The sequence below is a fragment of the Ruficoccus amylovorans genome (assembly GCF_014230085.1).
Classification (GTDB): domain Bacteria; phylum Verrucomicrobiota; class Verrucomicrobiia; order Opitutales; family Cerasicoccaceae; genus Ruficoccus; species Ruficoccus amylovorans.
This window is the reverse complement of sequence record NZ_JACHVB010000043.1, coordinates 18,285-35,111: the sequence shown is the minus strand read 5'-3', so window position 1 is coordinate 35,111 and position 16,827 is coordinate 18,285. Positions and strand designations below refer to the sequence as shown.

Sequence of the window (16,827 nt, the reverse complement as noted above, 5' to 3'; positions counted from 1 at the left end):
GGAGGAAGGGATTAGGCCTTGGCGGGTTCGAGGACGGATTCGATACCGGCCTTCATGTAGAAGTCGTTTTCGTTCACGTCGTCGAGTTCGCCGTCGAGGATCATCTTGAAGCCCTTGATGGTGTCGGCCACGGGGACGTACACGCCGGGGAAGCCGGTGAAGACTTCGGCCACGTGGAAGGGCTGCGAAAGGAACTTCTGGATCTTACGGGCGCGGTAAACGGTCTTGCGGTCCTCTTCGGAGAGTTCGTCCAGACCGAGAATCGCGATGATGTCCTGCAGGTCCTTGTAGCGCTGGAGGACGTTCTGCACGCCGCGGGCGACCTGGAAGTGCTCCTCGCCCACGATTTCGGGGGAGAGGGCGTTCGAGACCGAGGCCAGCGGGTCAACCGCCGGGTAAATGCCCAGCTCGGCGATGCGGCGCTCAAGCACGATGGTCGAGTCGAGGTGCGCGAAGGTGTTGGCCGGGGCCGGGTCGGTCAAGTCGTCCGCCGGGACGTAGACGGCCTGGAAGGACGTGATGGAGCCCTTCTTGGTCGAGGTGATGCGCTCCTGCAGGATGCCCATTTCCTGGGCCAGGGTCGGCTGGTAACCCACCGCGGAGGGCGAGCGGCCGAGCAGCGCGGACACTTCGGAACCGGCCTGGGAGAAGCGGAAAATGTTATCGACGAACAGGAGCACGTCCTGGTTCTTTTCGTCACGGAAGTACTCGGCCATGGCCAGGCCGGACAGAGCCACGCGCATACGGGCGCCGGGCGGCTCGTTCATCTGGCCGTAAACGAGGGCCACCTTGGAGTTGGCGATATTCTTCTGATCGATGACGCCGGACTCGCTCATTTCCCAGTAAAGGTCGTTACCTTCGCGGGAGCGCTCACCCACCCCGGCGAAGACGGAGTAACCGCCGTGCGCCTTGGCGATGTTGTTGATGAGCTCCATGATGACGACGGTCTTGCCGACACCGGCACCCCCGAACGCACCGACCTTACCGCCCTTGATGAAGGGGCAGATCAAGTCGATGACCTTGATGCCGGTTTCGAGGATTTGGGCCTCGGTGTCCTGCTCCAGCAGCGTGGGCGGGTTGCGGTGGATCGGGTAGCGCTTCTCGGTCACGACCGGGCCGCGCTCGTCCACCGGCTCCCCGATGACGTTGAAGATGCGGCCGAGCACCTGCTCGCCCACCGGGACTGAGATCGGGGCACCCGTGTCGATCACGTCGAGGCCGCGCACAAGACCTTCGGTGGAGGACATGGCCACGGCGCGGACCATGCCGTCGCCGAGGTGCTGCTGGATTTCCAGCACGATCATCTTGTCTTCGCCACCGAGCTTGAAGGAGACGTGAAGGGCGTTGTAAATCTTGGGCACGCTCTCTTCGCTGAACTTGACGTCCACCACGGCGCCGATGACCTGAATGATTTTACCGATATTGCTCATCTTGAATGTGCGTTTAAAGCTAGGGGATTAGTTGGCGGCGGCGGCCGCGATTTCGATGATTTCCTGAGTGATGGCCGCCTGGCGGGCCTTGTTGTATTCGAGGGTGAGATCGCCGACGAGGTTCTTGGCGTTGTCGGTGGCGGACTTCATGGCCACCATCCGCGCGCTGTGCTCGGAGGCTTTGGCCTCAAAGGCCATGTGGTTGATCTCTTCCTTGATAAAGAGGTTGGGAAGCTCGTGCAGGATGGTGGCCGCACTGGGCTCGAAGAGGAACTCGCGCTCGTCTCCGGTGGTCTCGGCCAGCTCAAGCTTTTCGCGCTTGCGCAGGCGGTCGAGCTGCTCGCGCAACTGGTCCATCGGGGCCAGGCGAACGAGGGCCGGCTCCTGCTGGAGGGTGTTGACGAAGCGGTTGTGCAGGACCTCGATGGTGTCGATCTCCTCCTCGTAGTAGAGGTTGAGCATATACTCGACCACGGCGCGGATCTCGTGGTAGGCGACCTTGTCCGAGAGAACGAAGTCGGCCTTGAGCTCGCGCCGGGTACGGCTGAGGAACTGCGTGGCCTTGCGCCCGATCGAGATGTACGCGACCGGATCCTTGATCTTGATGATCTCCTTGAACAGGTTGGCATTGAGCGCGCCGCACAGGCCCTTGTCGCTGGAAATGACGAGGATGCCGCGCTTGCGGACCTCGCGACCCTCCAGCAGCGGGTGGTGAAACTCCGTCTCCTGGTCGGCCACCGATTCGAGAATCTCAGCCAGCAGCATTGCGTAGGGACGGCTGGAAATGGCGTCATCCTGCGCGCGCTTCATCTTGGAAGCGGCCACAAGCTGCATCGCCCGGGTGATCTGCCCGGTGTTTTTGACCGCCTTGATGCGGCCCCGTATTTCCTTGGTGCTGGGCATGGGATCAGGCGACGAAGGTCTTCTTCCACTCCTCGACGGCGCTCTTGAGCTCGGCCGTGATCTCATCGGTGAGCTTGCCGCCGGTGCGGATCTTGTCCAACAGGGCGTGCTTGGAGGCGATCAGGTACTGCTCCAGCGAACTGACGGCGGCGGTCACCTTCTTGGCCGCGATGTCGGCCATGTAGTTGTTCTGGACGGTCCAGATGAGGGCGACCTGCACTTCGGTGCGCTTCGGGGAGAGGGGCGGCTGCTTGAAGAGCTCGACCATGCGGTCACCCATGTCGAGGGTGGCCTTGGTGCGGGCGTCCAGGTCGGAGCCGAACTGCGCGAAGGCAGCCAGTTCGCGGTACTGGGCCAACTGGCCCTTCACCTTGCCGGCGACCTGCTTCATCGCCTTGACCTGCGCGGCGGAACCGACTCGCGAGACCGAGATACCGACGTTAATAGCCGGGCGAACACCCTGGTTGAAGAGGTCAGTTTCGAGGAAGATTTGCCCGTCAGTGATCGAAATAACGTTCGTCGGAATGTACGCCGAAACGTCACCAGCCTGTGTTTCAATGATCGGCAGCGCGGTCAGGGAGCCGTTACCGTTCTCCTCGTTGACGCGGGCGGAACGCTCCAGCAGGCGGCTGTGGAGGTAGAAAACGTCACCGGGGTAGGCTTCGCGACCGGCGGGACGCTTGAGCACGAGCGAAATCTGGCGGTAGGCCACGGCGTGCTTGGAAAGGTCATCGAAGACGATGAGCGCGTCCATGCCGTTGTGCATGTAGAACTCGCCCATGGCAGCGCCGGAGAACGGGGCGATGTATTGGTTGGCCGGGTTTTCGGCGGCGGGAGCGGCCACGATCGTGCAGTACTCCATGGCCCCGGCAGCCTCCAGGGACTTGATCGTACGGGCGATGTTGGACTGCTTCTGGCCGATGGCCACGTAAATGGAGTACATCGGGCGGAAGCCTTCCTCAAAGCTGCCGTCTTCCTTCTTGTGCTGCTGGTTGATCTGGGCCTGATTGATGATCGTGTCGATGGCCACGGTGGTCTTACCGGTGGCGCGGTCGCCGATGATCAGCTCGCGCTGACCGCGGCCGACGGGGATCATCGCGTCAATGGCCATGATGCCGGTCTGCACCGGCTGGTCCACGGATTTGCGGGGGATGATGCCGGGGGCGATTTTTTCGACCGGGTAGAGCGCGTCGCTCTCGATCGGGCCTTTGCCATCGATGGGAGCGCCGAGGGCGTCCACCACGCGGCCCAGAAGGCCCTTGCCGACGGGGACGGAGAGCAGGCGACCGGTGGTTTTGGCTTCGTCGCCTTCCTTGAGCTCGGAGGGGTCGCCGAGGATGACGACGCCGACTTCGTCCTCTTCGAGGTTCAGGGCGATGCCGTACACGCCGCCGGGGAACTCGATCATCTCGTTGTACATGACCTCGGAGAGGCCGTCGAGGCGGGCCACGCCGTCGGCGATCTGTACGATGCGGCCGACGTTGGTTTTGACAGCCTGGGTTTCGAGCTTGGCTATCTCGGCCTGGATTTGTTCAAGAACGGTGCTCATAAAATGCGGAAGTGGATGAGAGGGTGGTGTTTAAAGTGGGTGGTGCGCTCAGGCAATGGAAGTCTCAAGGGCGTGCAGGCGACCGGAGAGCGAGGCGTCGTAAACGTCGTCCCCGATGGCCACGCGGAAACCGGCGATCAACTCGTCGTTTTCCTTCGCTACGATGTCGATGGCGCGACCATAGTGCTCGGCCAGCTCGGCGCGGACTTCCTCCAGCGTGGATTCGCCCATCTGGCCGGCGTATTCGAGCCGGGCCTGGCTGCGGGCGACTTCGCGGCGGATGTAGGCCAGGTAGTGCTTGAGCAGCGGGCGCAGGTTGCGGGCGTGGCAGGGCGGGTGCTGCTCAAGGGTGCTCAGCACGTCCCCTACCCGCTCGGCGCTGACGCGGCCTGACTCATCGAGGGAAATCTCGACCAGCTTGCGGGCGAGGGTTTTCAGGTGTTCTTCGGTTTTGCGGTCCATTGCTCGGGCGGGCCGGATCAGTTCTTGCCGTAAAGTTCTTTGGCGGCCGTTTCGTTGAAGCGGCTCTTTTCCTCGGCGGAGAGGTCGCGGTTGAGGACCTTGCCGGAGGTTTGCACGACGAGGTGAGCGACTTCGCGGCGAAGCTCGGAGAGCATCTGCTTGCGCTCAAGCTCGACCGACTCGCGGCCCTTGGCGACGATGCCTTCAGCCTTGGTGACGGCTTCCTGGGTCTGCTTTTCCAGGTAGGTCTTGGCGTTCTCGCGGGCCTCTTCGATGATCTGCGCGCCTTCGATGGCGGCCTCTTTCATCTTCTCGGCGTACTGCTTTTCGGCTTCGGCCAGGCGGGCCTTCATCTCCTCGGCGTACTGGAGACCGTCCTCGATCTTTTTCTTGCGGGTCTCCAGGGTGGCGACGACCGGCTTGAAAGCGAACTTCCACAGCACGAAGGCCACCACGATAAAGTTGATGCCCTGGGCCAGCAGCAGGTGCCACTCGACGTGGAAGGTCGAGGCGAGCTTTTCAACAACAGTGCCTGACTCGGCGGCTCCGTGGGAGACTTCAGCCGCGGCGGCGATAAGGTTGGGCAGGAGATCGATCATGGGAAAGGGTTGGCGCAGGTCGGTTCAGCGACCTGCGCCATTGGAAGATTTTACCTTAGTACAGGAACAGCGCGTAGAACGCGACGGCTTCGGAAAGGGCCATACCGATGATGCTCTGGACGAGGATCTTACCGGAAGCGCCGGGGTTGCGGCCGACGGCTTCCACCGCGCGGGTGCCGACAAAGCCGACGCCGAGGGCAGCACCGAGACAGCCGAGGGCGGCAGTCAGGCCCTGGCCGATATCACCTGAGATTTGTGCGAGTAGGTCGAACATGATGTTTGGTTTGTGAGTTGGTTTTGGTCTTGGTTGGAAACCCGGACGCCCGTCACTCGTTGGCAGACGGTCCCGCCCGGGAAAGTCATTAATGCGCGTGGGCGTGCTCGTCCGCGCTGTCGTGGTTGCAGATCAGGCCGATGTAAACGGCGGTCAGCAGGGTGAAAACGAGGGCCTGGACAAAGCCGATGAGGATTTCCAGGAAGTAGAACGGCACCGGCAGCACCCAGGCGAACATCCCGTGCATGCTGGTGAGGAGGTTTTCACCCCCGAAGACGTTACCGAAAAGACGGAAGGGCAGCGAAACCAGACGGGAGAGGATCGAGATGACTTCGATCAGGCCCACGCCGAGGAAGACGCCGAAAAGCGGTACGTAGATATAGCCGGGGACTTCCTTCTTGTCCGCCTTGTTGCCGAAGAGGTCGAAGAGCAGGAGCTTGACCCCGGCATACTTGAGCACGAACCAGATCCAGGCCAGGAACGAGATGATGGCCAGCGCCAGGGTCGTGTTCAGGTCGGAGTTGACCGGGCGGAAGAAGTAGTGGAAGTGCCCATCGTAGTATTTACCGTCAATCTCGCGGACAATCGCCCCGGAGTGCTGCATGTCAGTGGCCTGCTCCATCGTGATCTCGTGCTCCGGCACGAAGTGGCCGAAGGTGCCCACGCCGGGCAGAAGCCCGCTCCAGTTCATGATCAGGATATAGGTGAACAGGCAAAGCAGGAGCGGGAAGACAGGCTTGATCACCTTTTTGCCCACAATCGGGGCCATGATGTCATAGACCCATTGGATTAGCCCTTCCACCATGGCCTGCCCGCGGGCGGGTACCAGTTGCGGCCGGCCTACCATGAGGCGCACCACTACGATCAGCAGCAGCGAAAGCGCCCAGCCTGTGAACATCGCGTTCGTCACGGGCAAGCCGAGGAACTTCGTGAGTTCGTAGGCGTAGGGGCTGACAGCAGCACCGTCGCTGGCGAAGGTGCTTGTCGTTAATAGTGAAAGGAATCCGGTGGTAAGCGCCGTTTTGCGGGGCACAGACATGATAATTGTCCTAATGGGTCTGGAGAGATTTTTGAATAAAGGGCATACGCATTGACGTATCCTGCAGGACGCGTCAACACTCGAATCCACAGGAAATATCGTCAACTCTCTATTCTCGCTCAAGCCCTCCGTGGCAAGCATACGTGGCATTAATTAGGAATCGTTATGCTTTGCGCTCCGCGCTCCCGGCTTGACGAAGCCTGTCCGCTCTGCGTGACTGCTCCCATGCCCAGTCCCAAGGATATTACCAGAGCCCTCAGTGATTGGGAAAAGCGTAAGCCCGTTCGCCCGGAGCCGGAACCTGCCGTCTATCAAACGGTTAAGAAGACATCGGCCCCTGTTGAACGCCGCCTTAATCCCGACCTCTTCGGCATCTGGGTCTATATCCTTCTCTTCCTGACCCTGCTGGGGCAACTCGGCATGCTCGTGGCTCTGGACATCCTATGAGCTTGGCTTCTCCTACGGTGAACTACGGGTCCACCGATTCCCCCTACGGCCCCTGCCTGCTGGCCGTATCGGAAGACCGGCTGGTTTACCTCGGATTTCTGCTGCCCGGCGAGCAAGCCGTACCCGTCCTGACCGCTGCCGGGCTGGGCCCGGCCCTGACCCGCGACGACAAATCTACCCGTTGCTGGGCCGGTCGCGTTTTCTCCGGGGAGGCGGTCCCGATCGCCCCTCGCGGCACGTCTTTTCAACTTGCGGTCTGGGACGCCCTCAAGGCCATCCCCCGTGGCCAAACCCGCACCTATTCCGAGATCGCCCATGCGGTTGACCGCCCACTGGCCACGCGGGCCGTCGGGACCGCCATCGGGCGTAACCCCCTCGCCTGGCTCATCCCCTGCCACCGGGTCATCCGCCGGGATGGCGCGCTCGGGGGCTTTCGCTGGGGGCTACCGCTCAAGCGCCGCCTCCTGCGCGAGGAAGGTGTCCCCTGCCCGCAGTAGTCTCTGGGGTATTTCCGGATCAGGCCCGGCAAAAGAACTCACACGAAGGCACAGAGGCACGGAGACGCGCCTGCTCGTCGGTTGGGGCATCGCGCTCCTTAACCTTTTGGAGACCTAAGAGATTTAACAGGAAGGTCGGAAAGAACGCCAAGTCAGGCCAAGGGTATCCCCTTCTTAACTTCCCGCCCTTCCTGTTAAATCATCTTGATGAATCGATGCCGATTGGCAGGCCGGGTCTCATTGCCGTTTAAAAACGCCCTGATCGTGCCCGTCGGTGTCATCCGTGATTCCAAAAACAAGTTCCCTCTTACAAGAACGAGAGCTGTGTCGGCTGTGGCTTGGTGGCCGTATCTGCGGGGCCGGTGCGAGCGGACACGATGGAGCGGAAGCTCTCCATATGCCCCTGGAAATAGGTCTCGTGCTCAAAGGGCCAGTGCTCGTCGGCCCGGATCTCCCAGCGCGGGTGCCGGTAAAGGTGGTCGGCGCTCCAGCGGTGGTAGCCCTCGTGGTCGCTGCGGAAACAGAACCGTGCTTCCGGTGTGGTGACCTCCGCCAGCTCGTTGAGGAATTCGTCCTGCACCATGCGGTGCTTGTGATGACGCTTTTTCGGCCACGGGTCGGGAAAGAGCATGAAAACAAGGCTCGCCCGGGCGTGGCCGCGGAGGGCGTCGAGGAATTCGTCCGCCTCGGCCTTGAGGAAGTGCAGGCGGTTAAGTCCGCGCTTGGCGGCCTTGGCGGAGGCTTTTTCGATCCGCTTGGTCATGATGTCGATGCCGACACAGTTGCGGCGCGGGTTGGCCTCGGCGTAGGCGGTCAAAAAGTGTCCGTGCCCGCAACCGAACTCCAGCACAAAGGGTTCGCGCGGGTCGAGGTGGGCCTGGCACCAGCGGGAGAGCTCGAGTCGGCGCAGCCGGGAACGCTCCCGGGCAGCCGCGTAGCTGTCGGAGTGGGTGTCTGCTGGCATGGCGTTAACCGGCCTGGGCGCTGCGACGGCGTTCGGCCGCGACACGGGCGGCGGCCTCGGCGCTGGTGTCGGGCAGGGTGAACTCTATCCGGGTGCCCTCGCCTTCCACGCTGTGCGCGGCGACTTCGCCCCCGTGGAGCTGGATGATGTGCTTCACGATGCTCAAGCCCAGGCCCGTCCCCCCCAGTTCGCGTGAACGGCCTTTGTCCACGCGGTAGAAACGCTCGAAAATGTGCGGCACGTCAGCGGCGGGAATCCCGCAGCCGTCGTCCTCAATCGACACCCGGACCTTGCCGTCCTCGTAGCGGGCGCGTATCTGGATAGTGGTAAACCCTTTGGCATAGCGGGTGATATTGTCGCAAACATTCTGAAAGACACGCGAAATCTTGATCGGATCGAGCATTAGCCGGTCAATCATCGGGTCGAGCTCGACGAGCAGCTTTTTGCCGTTCTCTTCCAGGCGCGGCTGGATGTTCTCCTGTAGCTCGCGGATGATCTGCGGCAGCGGATAGGCCTCGCGTGAGACGGACTCGGTCCCCCACTCCAGCCGCGACAGCACCAGCAAGTCCTCCAGCAACAGGTGCAGCCGGTTTACACTTTTCTGGATTTTGGCCAGGAAGCGGGCGCGGTCCTCGGGCTCCAGGCTGTCCTGGTCCTCGACCAGGGTGTCGGCGTAGCCCTTGATAATCGTGACCGGCGTGCGCAGCTCGTGGGAGACATTGGCCACGAACTCCTTGCGCACGCCTTCGAGGATTTTCAGGCGCGTGATGTCGTGCAGCACAAACAGTGTCATGTCCGGGGCGTGCGGATCGGCGTTCGGGATGGGAGCACCGGTGACTTCAAAGGTGTGGGATGTCTTGCCACGGACCAGCTCAATCTCCTGAAAACCGCTGTACTCGCCCGCCCGAATGCGCTTCATCAACTCCAGAAACTGCGGGCTCTGCAAGTACTGCTCAACCCGCTTGCCCTCCGTGCGCCCTTCGATGCGGAGCAGGCGCCGGGCGGCGGGATTGGCCATGACGAGTTGGTTCTCGTCGTTGACGATGAGAACGGCCTCGATCAGGTTCTCCAGTGCCGTTTCAACTTGCTGGAAATAGCCCTCTTCGCGACGCTCGCTGTGGCGGCGAATGTCGGTCAGGGTATTGATCTCGCGAGCCATGCGGTCGAGAAAATACCGCTTGGGCCAATTTCCTTTCTCATTTAAAAGGAAAGACTTGCGGGATTCAAGTGCGTCGGCTGCCTTCTTCATCACCGCGCGCAGTCGTCGCAGCCGCAACAGCAGGTACAGGACCCACACGGCCAGGATGAATACGATCACGCCCATAGGGTAAGAATGCTGGCCGCAGCGGGGCTCACTTGTCAACCGCCCGGTAGCCGACGCCGCGCACGGTTTCAATGATGCCCGCGTGGTCTTCGAGCTTTTCGCGCAAGCGGCGGATGTGCGTGTCCACGGTGCGTGTTTCGATGTCGGCCTCGTAGTTCCAAACGTTGACGAGCAGGTTCTCCCGGCTTTGCACCCGTCCCTTGCGCTCCATCAGGAGGCGCAGGAGCTTGAATTCGGTTGCCGTCAGGTCGATGTCTCGTCCTTCGACACTCAGCCGGTGCTTTTCGATGTCAATCGCCACCTTGCCAATGGTGATTTCCTTCTGTCCGCCAGCTTCGGCGGTCTGCCCGAGGCGTTTGAAAAGTGCCTTGATACGCAGTAATAGTTCCCGTGTATCGAACGGTTTGCTGATGTAGTCGTCCGCGCCGGTCTCGAAGCCCTTGATCCGGTCGTCGGCCTCGCCCCGCGCGGTCAGGAAAATAACCGGCACCGCTTTCATGACCGGGTCGGCCCGGAGCATGCGGCAGATTTGGATACCGTTCAGGTCCGGCATCATGATGTCCAGAATGACAAGGTCGGGTTGAAACGAGCGCGCCGTCCCCATGATCATCAGTGGGTCGTTGATAACGGACACGCGGTAACCATCCTGCCTCAGTTTATAGTCAAGCAGTTCGGTTACGTCCGGTTCGTCGTCAACAACGAGGATCTTCTTATCTTTGTTCACAGTTCTGAAAATAGTATCACTCTCTTATGCCTCACTCTATTCTATTTGCCAACATTGAAAACATTTTGTAAAAATATTGTAAATAAAAACCTATTGGCTTTTTGTGGAATCGCAACGTGTTATTGGTCAGTGTCTTGGGGATTGGATTCGGGGGCTGTCACGTGTTCGTTACCTGTCTGTTGCGATATTATCACAAACCGAAAGCAGTTCCTGGCTACTCTGCGCTTATCAGTGCTTCGCACGATTGATGGCAGTGCGCCCACGCGCAGGTTTTTTGGACGCGATCTTTTTGGCCCGCTTATTTGGTTATTTATCGGGATAGTCCCGATGAATTCATCCCCGATAGGCATCTAGCTCGCTGTGATCGGGAGAAGGTATATAGGGGGAGGTAGGGGTAGGCACAGGTTGCTCACTTGATATACGCATGGTAGGACATGATGACGGTCGATAGGCGGGGGCACGCCCGAACCCTTGGTTGATGCCATTTTCCAGCAGACTGTGGAGTCTCTTCATCAGGGCTGCAGCAAGGACTGGGTACAGCATACCCCTCGGCATCGGGCTACTCGGTCTGGTTTCGACGTGCTTTGAGGGCGACGAGGATCAGGCTGATGTCGGCGGGGTTAACACCGCTGATGCGGCTGGCCTGCCCCAGGTCCAGCGGGCGTATCTCCTCTAGTTTTAGTGCGCTTTCCTTGCGCAAGCCTTTGATTTCGAGGAAATTGATGTTCTTGGGGAGCTTTACGTTCGCTATGCCCTTGAGTTTCTCGATGTGCCGTAATTCACGTTCACGGTAGCCTCGGTAGCAAATGCGATACAGGACTTCCTCCCTGATTGAGTGCGTGAGGCTCTGGAATTGCTCAGGCAGCAAGGGTTCCGTGCCCGCCCGGTCTCGCCGGAGCAGGTCTCCGAACGAGCCGCCTCGTGTGGTCGTTGTCTCCAGTTTGTTTTCCCAATGTTCAATCTCGCTCAGCTTGTCTGTTATGCGCCCTGCCCTTTCCTCGGGAACCAGGCCGTGGTCGATGGCATGCTGCCCGAGTCGAACCTCGGCGCTGCCGTGGTTAAAGATCAGGCGATACTCCGCCCGGCTGGTGAACATCCGGTAGGGTTCCTTGGTCCCTTTGGTCACCAGATCGTCAATGAGCACGCCGAGGTAGGCCTCGTGGCGACCGAGGATCAGCGGCTCCCCTCCCCTCACCTTCTGGACGGCGTTGACCCCTGCCAGAAGCCCTTGCCCTGCTGCCTCCTCATAGCCGGAGGTGCCGTTGATCTGACCCGCGAAGAAGAGATTTTCTACCTTTTTTGATTCCAGCGACGGGTAAAGCTGAGTCGGCGGGGCAAAATCATACTCCACCGCGTAGGCAGGGCGTAACATGACCGCCTGTTCCAGGCCCCGCACGCTGTGGAGTATTTGAAGCTGGACTTCAAACGGCAGGCTGCTGGAAAGGCCGTTGATGTACCACTCGTCCGTGTGTCGGCCTTCCGGTTCCAGGAATAGCTTGTGGGTGGGCTTGTCGGCGAAGCGGACGATTTTGTCCTCAATGCTCGGACAGTAGCGCGGCCCTACCCCCTCGATCATTCCGCCGTAGAGCGGGGACAGGTGCAGGTTGTCGCGGATGATTTCGGCGGTTTGCTCCGTGGTGGTGGTTTCCCAGCAGGAAACCTGGTCGCTGCCCGGCATCCAGCCCTGGAGTCGTTGGCCGGATTGTTCCACGTGGAACAATCGGCGGTCCCACTCGAATGCTTCCGGTGAATGTTCCACGTGGAACATTTCTTCCCCGAAACGGGTGTCGTAAAAAGCAAAGAACGTCGGCTCGGTGTCGCCTTTTTGCTCCTCACAGACCGAGAAATCGATGCTGGAGCCCAAAATACGGGGCGGAGTGCCTGTTTTTAGCCGTTCCAGAGCGATCCCAGCCTCCAGGAAACTGCCAGAGAGTCCTTTGGCCGTAAAATCGCCCAGCCTGCCGCCTTCGTTGCGATTGCTGCCGATATGCATGAGTCCGCGCAGGAAGGTGCCCGTCGTCACAATAACCGTTTTGCCATAAAAAGAGACATCCATGCTGGTTTTGACTCCTGCTACAGAGTCACCGCTGAAGATCAGGCCCTCAACCATGGCCTGAAAGAGCGTCAGGTTCGGCTGAAGTTCTATCTGATGCTTCATTCGGTACTGGTAGGCCTTTTTGTCGCACTGTGCGCGTGGAGCTTGTACCGCCGGGCCTTTGGAGGCGTTTAGCAGACGGAACTGGATGGCTGTGGTGTCGGTGTTCAGCCCCATGACACCGCCGAGGGCGTCGATTTCGCGGACCATGTGCCCTTTGGCCTGCCCGCCGATGGCTGGATTACAGCTCATTTGGGCGATGGTGTCGATATTGCCCGTCAGCAGGAGCGTGTCCGCGCCCATGCGGGCCGCGGCCATGGCAGCTTCACAGCCGGCGTGGCCTGCGCCGCAGACGATGACATCGTAAGGCTGATTGGGACCGTATTTAAGCGGGAACTTCATTTTCCGATGCAAAAAGTGGCAAAAAGTTGGTCGAGCATGGCCTCGTTGTCGATTTTACCGACAACTTCGCCGAAGGCCTCGACGGCTAGGCGCAGGTCGGAGGCGGCCAATTCGGGCGGAGCACCTTCGTTCAGGCGCGTCAAGGTGGTCTCCAGAGCATCGACAGCGCGGGTGAGGGCGGCGGCGTGGCGTGTGCTGACGATGAGTTCGTCCTCGTGAGGGATGTGGTGCCCGGCGGAAAGAGTCTCGATCAACCGACTTTTGAGTTGATCGCAGTTCTCGCCGGTCTTTAGCGAGAGTCGGATGTGCGGGCAGGCGGGGAGGAAGTCGGCTCTGGAGGAGCTAGAGGGGAGATCACATTTGTTTTCGATTACGAGTGCGTTACCGGCCTGAATTTTTTCCAGGGCGGCGTCAGGCAGGGTAGGGGAGGGGGCCGCGCTATCCACCACGACCAGAATGAAATCTGCCCGATCGAGCCATTCCAGGGTTTTTTGCATCCCAAGCCGTTCCAGTGCATCCTCGGAGGCATGCAGCCCGGCGGTATCCATGAGCTGAAGCACGTAGTCACCCACGACCACCCTTTCGGCCACCACATCGCGCGTGGTACCGGGGGTATCGCTCACGATGACGCGATCCTGCCCGGCCAGCCAGTTGAGCAAGCTGCTTTTTCCTGCATTGGGGGCACCGAGGATGACGGTTTGGACGCCATCGTGGAGCAGGGAAGAATAGTGTTGCGTATCAATGAGTTGTGAAATGTCCCGACTTAGGCCGGAGATGGCCTTGATCGGGCCGGACTGGTCCTCTTCCGGCAAGTCTTCTTCCGGAAAGTCAATATACGCCTCCAGCTCAGCCTGGACGCGGAGCAGGCGTTGGGTGTAGGCGTCCATGCGTTTACCGATGGAACCGGCAAGCTGGCGCTGGGCGACACGCAGGGCCCGTGTGCTGCGGGCGTGGATGAGGTCGGCCACGGCCTCGGCCTGGCTCAAGTCGAGCTTGCCGTTGAGGAATGCGGTCTTGGTGAACTCACCCGGCTCAGCCAGGCGGCAGCCGCGGGCCAGGAGGTCTTCCAGTACGAGTTGAACGACGAGCGGGCTCCCGTGGAGGCTGAGCTCGAGCATGGGCTCGCCGGTATAGCTGTGGCCGTCCTCAAAATAGAGGCTTATGCATCTATCTAAGGTGTTTCCTGAGAGTGACTTGTATGTCGATAGTGCTGCGATCCGGGGCTCGGCGTTCCACGTGGAACCGAAGGAGTCACGGCCGATACGTTCGCAGTCGGGACCGGAAAGGCGAATGACGGCGAGCGCGGCTTCGCCTGTCGGGGTGGACAGGGCGGCTATGGTTTCTCCAAAAGGCATATGTGCGGACGATTGTCAGCCGGAGGGGCGTTGGCGTCACGCAGAAAATACCCCCAATCCCCTGCCAGATGTGGCGGGAAGCCAAGGGTGAGGGGCTGTTCTCGTGCTTTTACGGTTGGGATACGTCTGCGTGAGGGATACAGCAAAGGCCGCCGGGCAAGACTTGCCCGGCGGCCTTTCGGTAAAAGGTAAGAAGAGAGGGGAGGACTATTCCTCGTCCTGCGCACCCTTGGACTCGGCCAGCGCGGTCCCGCCGACGACCTGAACTTTTTCGAGAATTTTGGCCTGGAGGTCTTTCATTACGTCGGGATGTTCGGCCAGATAAGCCTTGGAGGCTTCGCGCCCCTGGCCGATGAGGTCCCCGTTGTAGCCGAACCACGCGCCTTTCTTTTCGAGCAGCTTGTGTTCGACGCCGAGGTCGAGGAGGGAGCCGGTGCGGGAGATGCCCTCGCTGTACATGATGTCGAACTCGCACTCGGTGAAGGGTGGGGCGACCTTGTTTTTGACCACCTTGATGCGGGTCCGGTTACCCTTGACAGCGCCGGAGGTGTCCTTGATCGCGCCGATGCGTCGGATGTCGATGCGGACGGAGGCGAAGAACTTCAGCGCGCGACCGCCAGGGGTAGTTTCCGGGTTGCCGAACATGACCCCGATCTTTTCACGGATCTGGTTGGTAAAGATACAGATGCACTTGGACTTGTTAATCGCGCCGGTGAGGCGTCGCATGGCCTGGCTCATCATGCGGGCCTGGAGGCCGACGGTGGTGTCGCCCATCTGGCCGTCGAGTTCGGTGCGGGAGACGAGCGCGGCCACGGAGTCCACCACGACGACATCGACCGCGCCGGAGCGGATCAGCGTCTCGGTGATGTTGAGGGCGTCTTCGCCCGACTCGGGCTGGGAAACCATGAGATTGTCCAGATCGACACCGACGACCTTGGCGTAGCGGGGGTCGAGGGCGTGCTCGACATCGACAAAGACGGCGTTACCGCCCTGGCGCTGGGCCTCGGCGATGATGGAGAGACACAGGGTGGTCTTACCGGAAGACTCGGGGCCGTAGATTTCGCAGATACGGCCGCGGGGTAGCCCGCCAACGCCGAGGGCGAGGTCGATAGCGACCGAGCCGGTCGAAACGGTTTCGACGTTCAGTTTCGTGCTGTCGCCCAGGCGCATGATTGAGCCTTCGCCGAACTGCTTGTTAATGGCGGAAATGGCCAGGTCGAGGGCTTCGGTGCCCTTGGTGTCGGAAGTGTTTTTCTTGGGAGCTGCCATGGTGAGGTGGTTTTTATGTCAGCGTGCGGACTTGGATCGCGAGTGCAAGCCCAATGTGTTATTTTGTTCACTATTCTTGAAAATTTCCGATTCCTCTGTTAATGATGGGAAAATCCCGCTGTTGGCTGGCGCTGGGGCGGCAGGGCTATTTAATAGATAGAGCAATGGCATACCGACATCTGATTTGGGACTGGAACGGCACGCTGCTGGACGATGCCTGGCTGTGCCTGGAGGTGATGAACGGCCTGATGACGCGGCGGTCGATGCGGCCCGTGACGGCGCGGTTTTACCAGGAGGAGTTTGGGTTCCCGGTGGTGGAGTACTACCGCAAGCTCGGCTTCGACCTGGAGCGGGATTCCTTCGAGGCGGTCAGTCGGGAGTTTATCGACGGCTATAACCGGCGTCGGCTGGAGTGCAGCCTGTATCCGGAGGTTCGCGCCACGGTCGAGGCAGTGCGGGCGCAGGGGGTGGGGCAGGTCATTCTCTCCGCCCACGAGCACCGGACGCTGGTGGAACTGGTCGGCCTGCTCGGGCTGGACGGGTATTTTTCCCAACTGATCGGGCTGGATAATATCTACGCCGCCGGCAAGGCCGCCAATGGCCGCGCCCACATGGCGAGCCTGCCTCACGCGCCCCACGAGGTACTGCTCGTGGGCGACACGACGCACGACTACGAGGTCGCCCGCGAGATCGGGGCCGACTGCGTGCTGCTTGAAGGCGGGCATCAGAGCCGCGCCCGGCTGGAGGCTTGCGGGGTGCCGGTGTTGCGTTCGCACATTGAGGTGCTGGCGCTGCTGTAAGGGTGGGAATGGGCGAGCCAGCCGAGTACCCTTCGGCTTATTGAAAGAACCCGCGAATGAACGCGTCGAAATCCGCGATACTGGTAAAGAGAAAATCCGGCTGCGCGGCGCGGAGGGCTTCGAGGTCGGCGGTTGCTGCCCAGGCAGCGGCGGTGGCCTTGATCCCGCAGGCGTGCGAGGCGGTGATGTCGCTGACGACATCGCCGATGTAGAGGGTTTCGGCGCGGTCGAGGTTAAAGGTCTTCAGCAGGTGGGCGATTTTCTCGTCCTTGACCGGGCCGCGTGGGGAGCCGGTCTCGATCGCCTGGAAAAGGTCGCTGATGCCGAAGCGTTCGAGGCTGAGGGCAGCGCTTTTGGCCCCCTTACCGGTGACCATACCGACGAAGGCTCCCTTTTCGCGCAGGAAGCGCAGGATCTCGACCATGCCGGGGAAAGGAGCGGGCCACTTGTGGTGCAGTGTTTCGTAACTGTTGAGGTAGCCCCGGAGGCCCTGCTCCTGATGGTCGGGGATGAGCGCGGCGATGGTGCCTTCCTCGGAGGGGCCAAAGGTCTCGATGATGTCGGCGTCGCTGAGCTTGCGCCCGGCCAGCGGCTCGATGGCCTCGCGAAAGGCGGAAATGCACAGCGGCAGCGTGTCGGCCAGTGTGCCGTCGAAATCGAAAAGGAAGTTTTTCATGGTAGTAGCTAAATTGTT

General features: G+C 60.8%; 17 protein-coding genes. 3 read left to right on the top strand and 14 right to left on the bottom strand.

The window, feature by feature from the left end:
- Positions 1 to 11: 11 nt before the first annotated feature.
- The 7 genes from atpD to H5P28_RS14705 form a co-directional block, all read right to left on the bottom strand.
- Complete coding sequence (atpD, locus tag H5P28_RS14735; protein WP_185676472.1) at positions 12 to 1,430, bottom strand: F0F1 ATP synthase subunit beta; 1,419 nt, start codon at positions 1,428 to 1,430, stop codon at positions 12 to 14.
- A gap of 27 nt (positions 1,431 to 1,457) precedes the next feature.
- Complete coding sequence (atpG, locus tag H5P28_RS14730) at positions 1,458 to 2,333, bottom strand: ATP synthase F1 subunit gamma (protein ID WP_185676471.1); 876 nt, start codon at positions 2,331 to 2,333, stop codon at positions 1,458 to 1,460.
- A gap of 4 nt (positions 2,334 to 2,337) precedes the next feature.
- Positions 2,338 to 3,882 (bottom strand): F0F1 ATP synthase subunit alpha, encoded by a 1,545-nt coding sequence (atpA, locus tag H5P28_RS14725; RefSeq protein WP_185676470.1) that lies wholly within the window; start codon positions 3,880 to 3,882, stop codon positions 2,338 to 2,340.
- Positions 3,883 to 3,930: 48 nt separating this feature from the next.
- Positions 3,931 to 4,344 carry a F0F1 ATP synthase subunit delta gene (locus H5P28_RS14720; RefSeq protein WP_185676469.1) on the bottom strand — a complete coding sequence of 138 codons (414 nt, stop codon included), beginning with the start codon at positions 4,342 to 4,344 and terminating at the stop codon, positions 3,931 to 3,933.
- Between the two features lie 17 nt (positions 4,345 to 4,361).
- A complete protein-coding gene (gene atpF, locus H5P28_RS14715; protein ID WP_185676468.1) occupies positions 4,362 to 4,943 on the bottom strand; it encodes a F0F1 ATP synthase subunit B in 582 nt (193 codons plus the stop codon).
- A gap of 55 nt (positions 4,944 to 4,998) precedes the next feature.
- Positions 4,999 to 5,217, bottom strand: a complete 219-nt coding sequence (locus tag H5P28_RS14710) for an ATP synthase F0 subunit C (RefSeq protein ID WP_185676467.1) — start codon at positions 5,215 to 5,217, stop codon at positions 4,999 to 5,001.
- A gap of 88 nt (positions 5,218 to 5,305) precedes the next feature.
- Positions 5,306 to 6,256 (bottom strand): F0F1 ATP synthase subunit A, encoded by a 951-nt coding sequence (locus H5P28_RS14705; RefSeq protein WP_221773437.1) that lies wholly within the window; start codon positions 6,254 to 6,256, stop codon positions 5,306 to 5,308.
- A 165-nt stretch (positions 6,257 to 6,421) separates the two neighbouring features.
- Here H5P28_RS14705 and H5P28_RS14700 point away from each other — a divergent pair, with 165 nt between their 5' ends.
- On the top strand, positions 6,422 to 6,703 hold the full coding sequence (locus H5P28_RS14700) for a hypothetical protein (RefSeq protein WP_185676466.1): 282 nt from the start codon (positions 6,422 to 6,424) through the stop codon (positions 6,701 to 6,703).
- Positions 6,700 to 7,200 carry a methylated-DNA--[protein]-cysteine S-methyltransferase gene (locus H5P28_RS14695; RefSeq protein WP_185676465.1) on the top strand — a complete coding sequence of 167 codons (501 nt, stop codon included), beginning with the start codon at positions 6,700 to 6,702 and terminating at the stop codon, positions 7,198 to 7,200. The genes H5P28_RS14700 and H5P28_RS14695 overlap by 4 nt, the downstream gene beginning before the upstream one ends.
- A 307-nt stretch (positions 7,201 to 7,507) precedes the next feature.
- Here the strand turns inward: H5P28_RS14695 and trmB are convergent, their stop codons facing one another.
- The 6 genes from trmB to recA form a co-directional block, all read right to left on the bottom strand.
- Positions 7,508 to 8,164, bottom strand: a complete 657-nt coding sequence (trmB, locus tag H5P28_RS14690; RefSeq protein WP_185676464.1) for a tRNA (guanosine(46)-N7)-methyltransferase TrmB — start codon at positions 8,162 to 8,164, stop codon at positions 7,508 to 7,510.
- A 4-nt stretch (positions 8,165 to 8,168) separates the two neighbouring features.
- Positions 8,169 to 9,482 carry an ATP-binding protein gene (locus H5P28_RS14685; protein WP_185676463.1) on the bottom strand — a complete coding sequence of 438 codons (1,314 nt, stop codon included), beginning with the start codon at positions 9,480 to 9,482 and terminating at the stop codon, positions 8,169 to 8,171.
- A gap of 34 nt (positions 9,483 to 9,516) precedes the next feature.
- The gene (locus H5P28_RS20030; protein ID WP_343075483.1) at positions 9,517 to 10,212 is read right to left on the bottom strand and encodes a response regulator; all 696 of its coding nucleotides are present in this window, start codon (positions 10,210 to 10,212) and stop codon (positions 9,517 to 9,519) included.
- Positions 10,213 to 10,771: 559 nt separating this feature from the next.
- Positions 10,772 to 12,709, bottom strand: a complete 1,938-nt coding sequence (locus H5P28_RS14675) for a tRNA uridine-5-carboxymethylaminomethyl modification enzyme MnmG/GidA (RefSeq protein WP_185676462.1) — start codon at positions 12,707 to 12,709, stop codon at positions 10,772 to 10,774.
- Positions 12,706 to 14,064, bottom strand: a complete 1,359-nt coding sequence (gene mnmE / locus H5P28_RS14670) for a tRNA uridine-5-carboxymethylaminomethyl(34) synthesis GTPase MnmE (RefSeq protein WP_185676461.1) — start codon at positions 14,062 to 14,064, stop codon at positions 12,706 to 12,708. The genes H5P28_RS14675 and mnmE overlap by 4 nt, the downstream gene beginning before the upstream one ends.
- 207 nt (positions 14,065 to 14,271) lie before the next feature.
- Complete coding sequence (gene recA, locus H5P28_RS14665; protein ID WP_185676460.1) at positions 14,272 to 15,333, bottom strand: recombinase RecA; 1,062 nt, start codon at positions 15,331 to 15,333, stop codon at positions 14,272 to 14,274.
- A gap of 164 nt (positions 15,334 to 15,497) precedes the next feature.
- Between recA and H5P28_RS14660 the strand changes: the two genes are divergently transcribed.
- Positions 15,498 to 16,133, top strand: a complete 636-nt coding sequence (locus H5P28_RS14660; RefSeq protein WP_185676459.1) for an HAD family hydrolase — start codon at positions 15,498 to 15,500, stop codon at positions 16,131 to 16,133.
- Positions 16,134 to 16,170: 37 nt separating this feature from the next.
- Here the strand turns inward: H5P28_RS14660 and H5P28_RS14655 are convergent, their stop codons facing one another.
- Positions 16,171 to 16,809, bottom strand: a complete 639-nt coding sequence (locus H5P28_RS14655; protein ID WP_185676458.1) for an HAD family hydrolase — start codon at positions 16,807 to 16,809, stop codon at positions 16,171 to 16,173.
- Positions 16,810 to 16,827 lie beyond the last annotated feature (18 nt).

Coding starts and splice junctions, on each gene's coding strand:
- atpD (WP_185676472.1), bottom strand. CDS start 1,430: ATGAGCAATATCGGTAAAATCATTCAGGTCATCGGCGCCGTGGTGGAC.
- atpG (WP_185676471.1), bottom strand. CDS start 2,333: ATGCCCAGCACCAAGGAAATACGGGGCCGCATCAAGGCGGTCAAAAAC.
- atpA (WP_185676470.1), bottom strand. CDS start 3,882: ATGAGCACCGTTCTTGAACAAATCCAGGCCGAGATAGCCAAGCTCGAA.
- H5P28_RS14720 (WP_185676469.1), bottom strand. CDS start 4,344: ATGGACCGCAAAACCGAAGAACACCTGAAAACCCTCGCCCGCAAGCTG.
- atpF (WP_185676468.1), bottom strand. CDS start 4,943: ATGATCGATCTCCTGCCCAACCTTATCGCCGCCGCGGCTGAAGTCTCC.
- H5P28_RS14710 (WP_185676467.1), bottom strand. CDS start 5,217: ATGTTCGACCTACTCGCACAAATCTCAGGTGATATCGGCCAGGGCCTG.
- H5P28_RS14705 (WP_221773437.1), bottom strand. CDS start 6,256: ATGTCTGTGCCCCGCAAAACGGCGCTTACCACCGGATTCCTTTCACTA.
- H5P28_RS14700 (WP_185676466.1), top strand. CDS start 6,422: ATGCTTTGCGCTCCGCGCTCCCGGCTTGACGAAGCCTGTCCGCTCTGC.
- H5P28_RS14695 (WP_185676465.1), top strand. CDS start 6,700: ATGAGCTTGGCTTCTCCTACGGTGAACTACGGGTCCACCGATTCCCCC.
- trmB (WP_185676464.1), bottom strand. CDS start 8,164: ATGCCAGCAGACACCCACTCCGACAGCTACGCGGCTGCCCGGGAGCGT.
- H5P28_RS14675 (WP_185676462.1), bottom strand. CDS start 12,709: ATGAAGTTCCCGCTTAAATACGGTCCCAATCAGCCTTACGATGTCATC.
- mnmE (WP_185676461.1), bottom strand. CDS start 14,064: ATGCCTTTTGGAGAAACCATAGCCGCCCTGTCCACCCCGACAGGCGAA.
- recA (WP_185676460.1), bottom strand. CDS start 15,333: ATGGCAGCTCCCAAGAAAAACACTTCCGACACCAAGGGCACCGAAGCC.
- H5P28_RS14660 (WP_185676459.1), top strand. CDS start 15,498: ATGGCATACCGACATCTGATTTGGGACTGGAACGGCACGCTGCTGGAC.
- H5P28_RS14655 (WP_185676458.1), bottom strand. CDS start 16,809: ATGAAAAACTTCCTTTTCGATTTCGACGGCACACTGGCCGACACGCTG.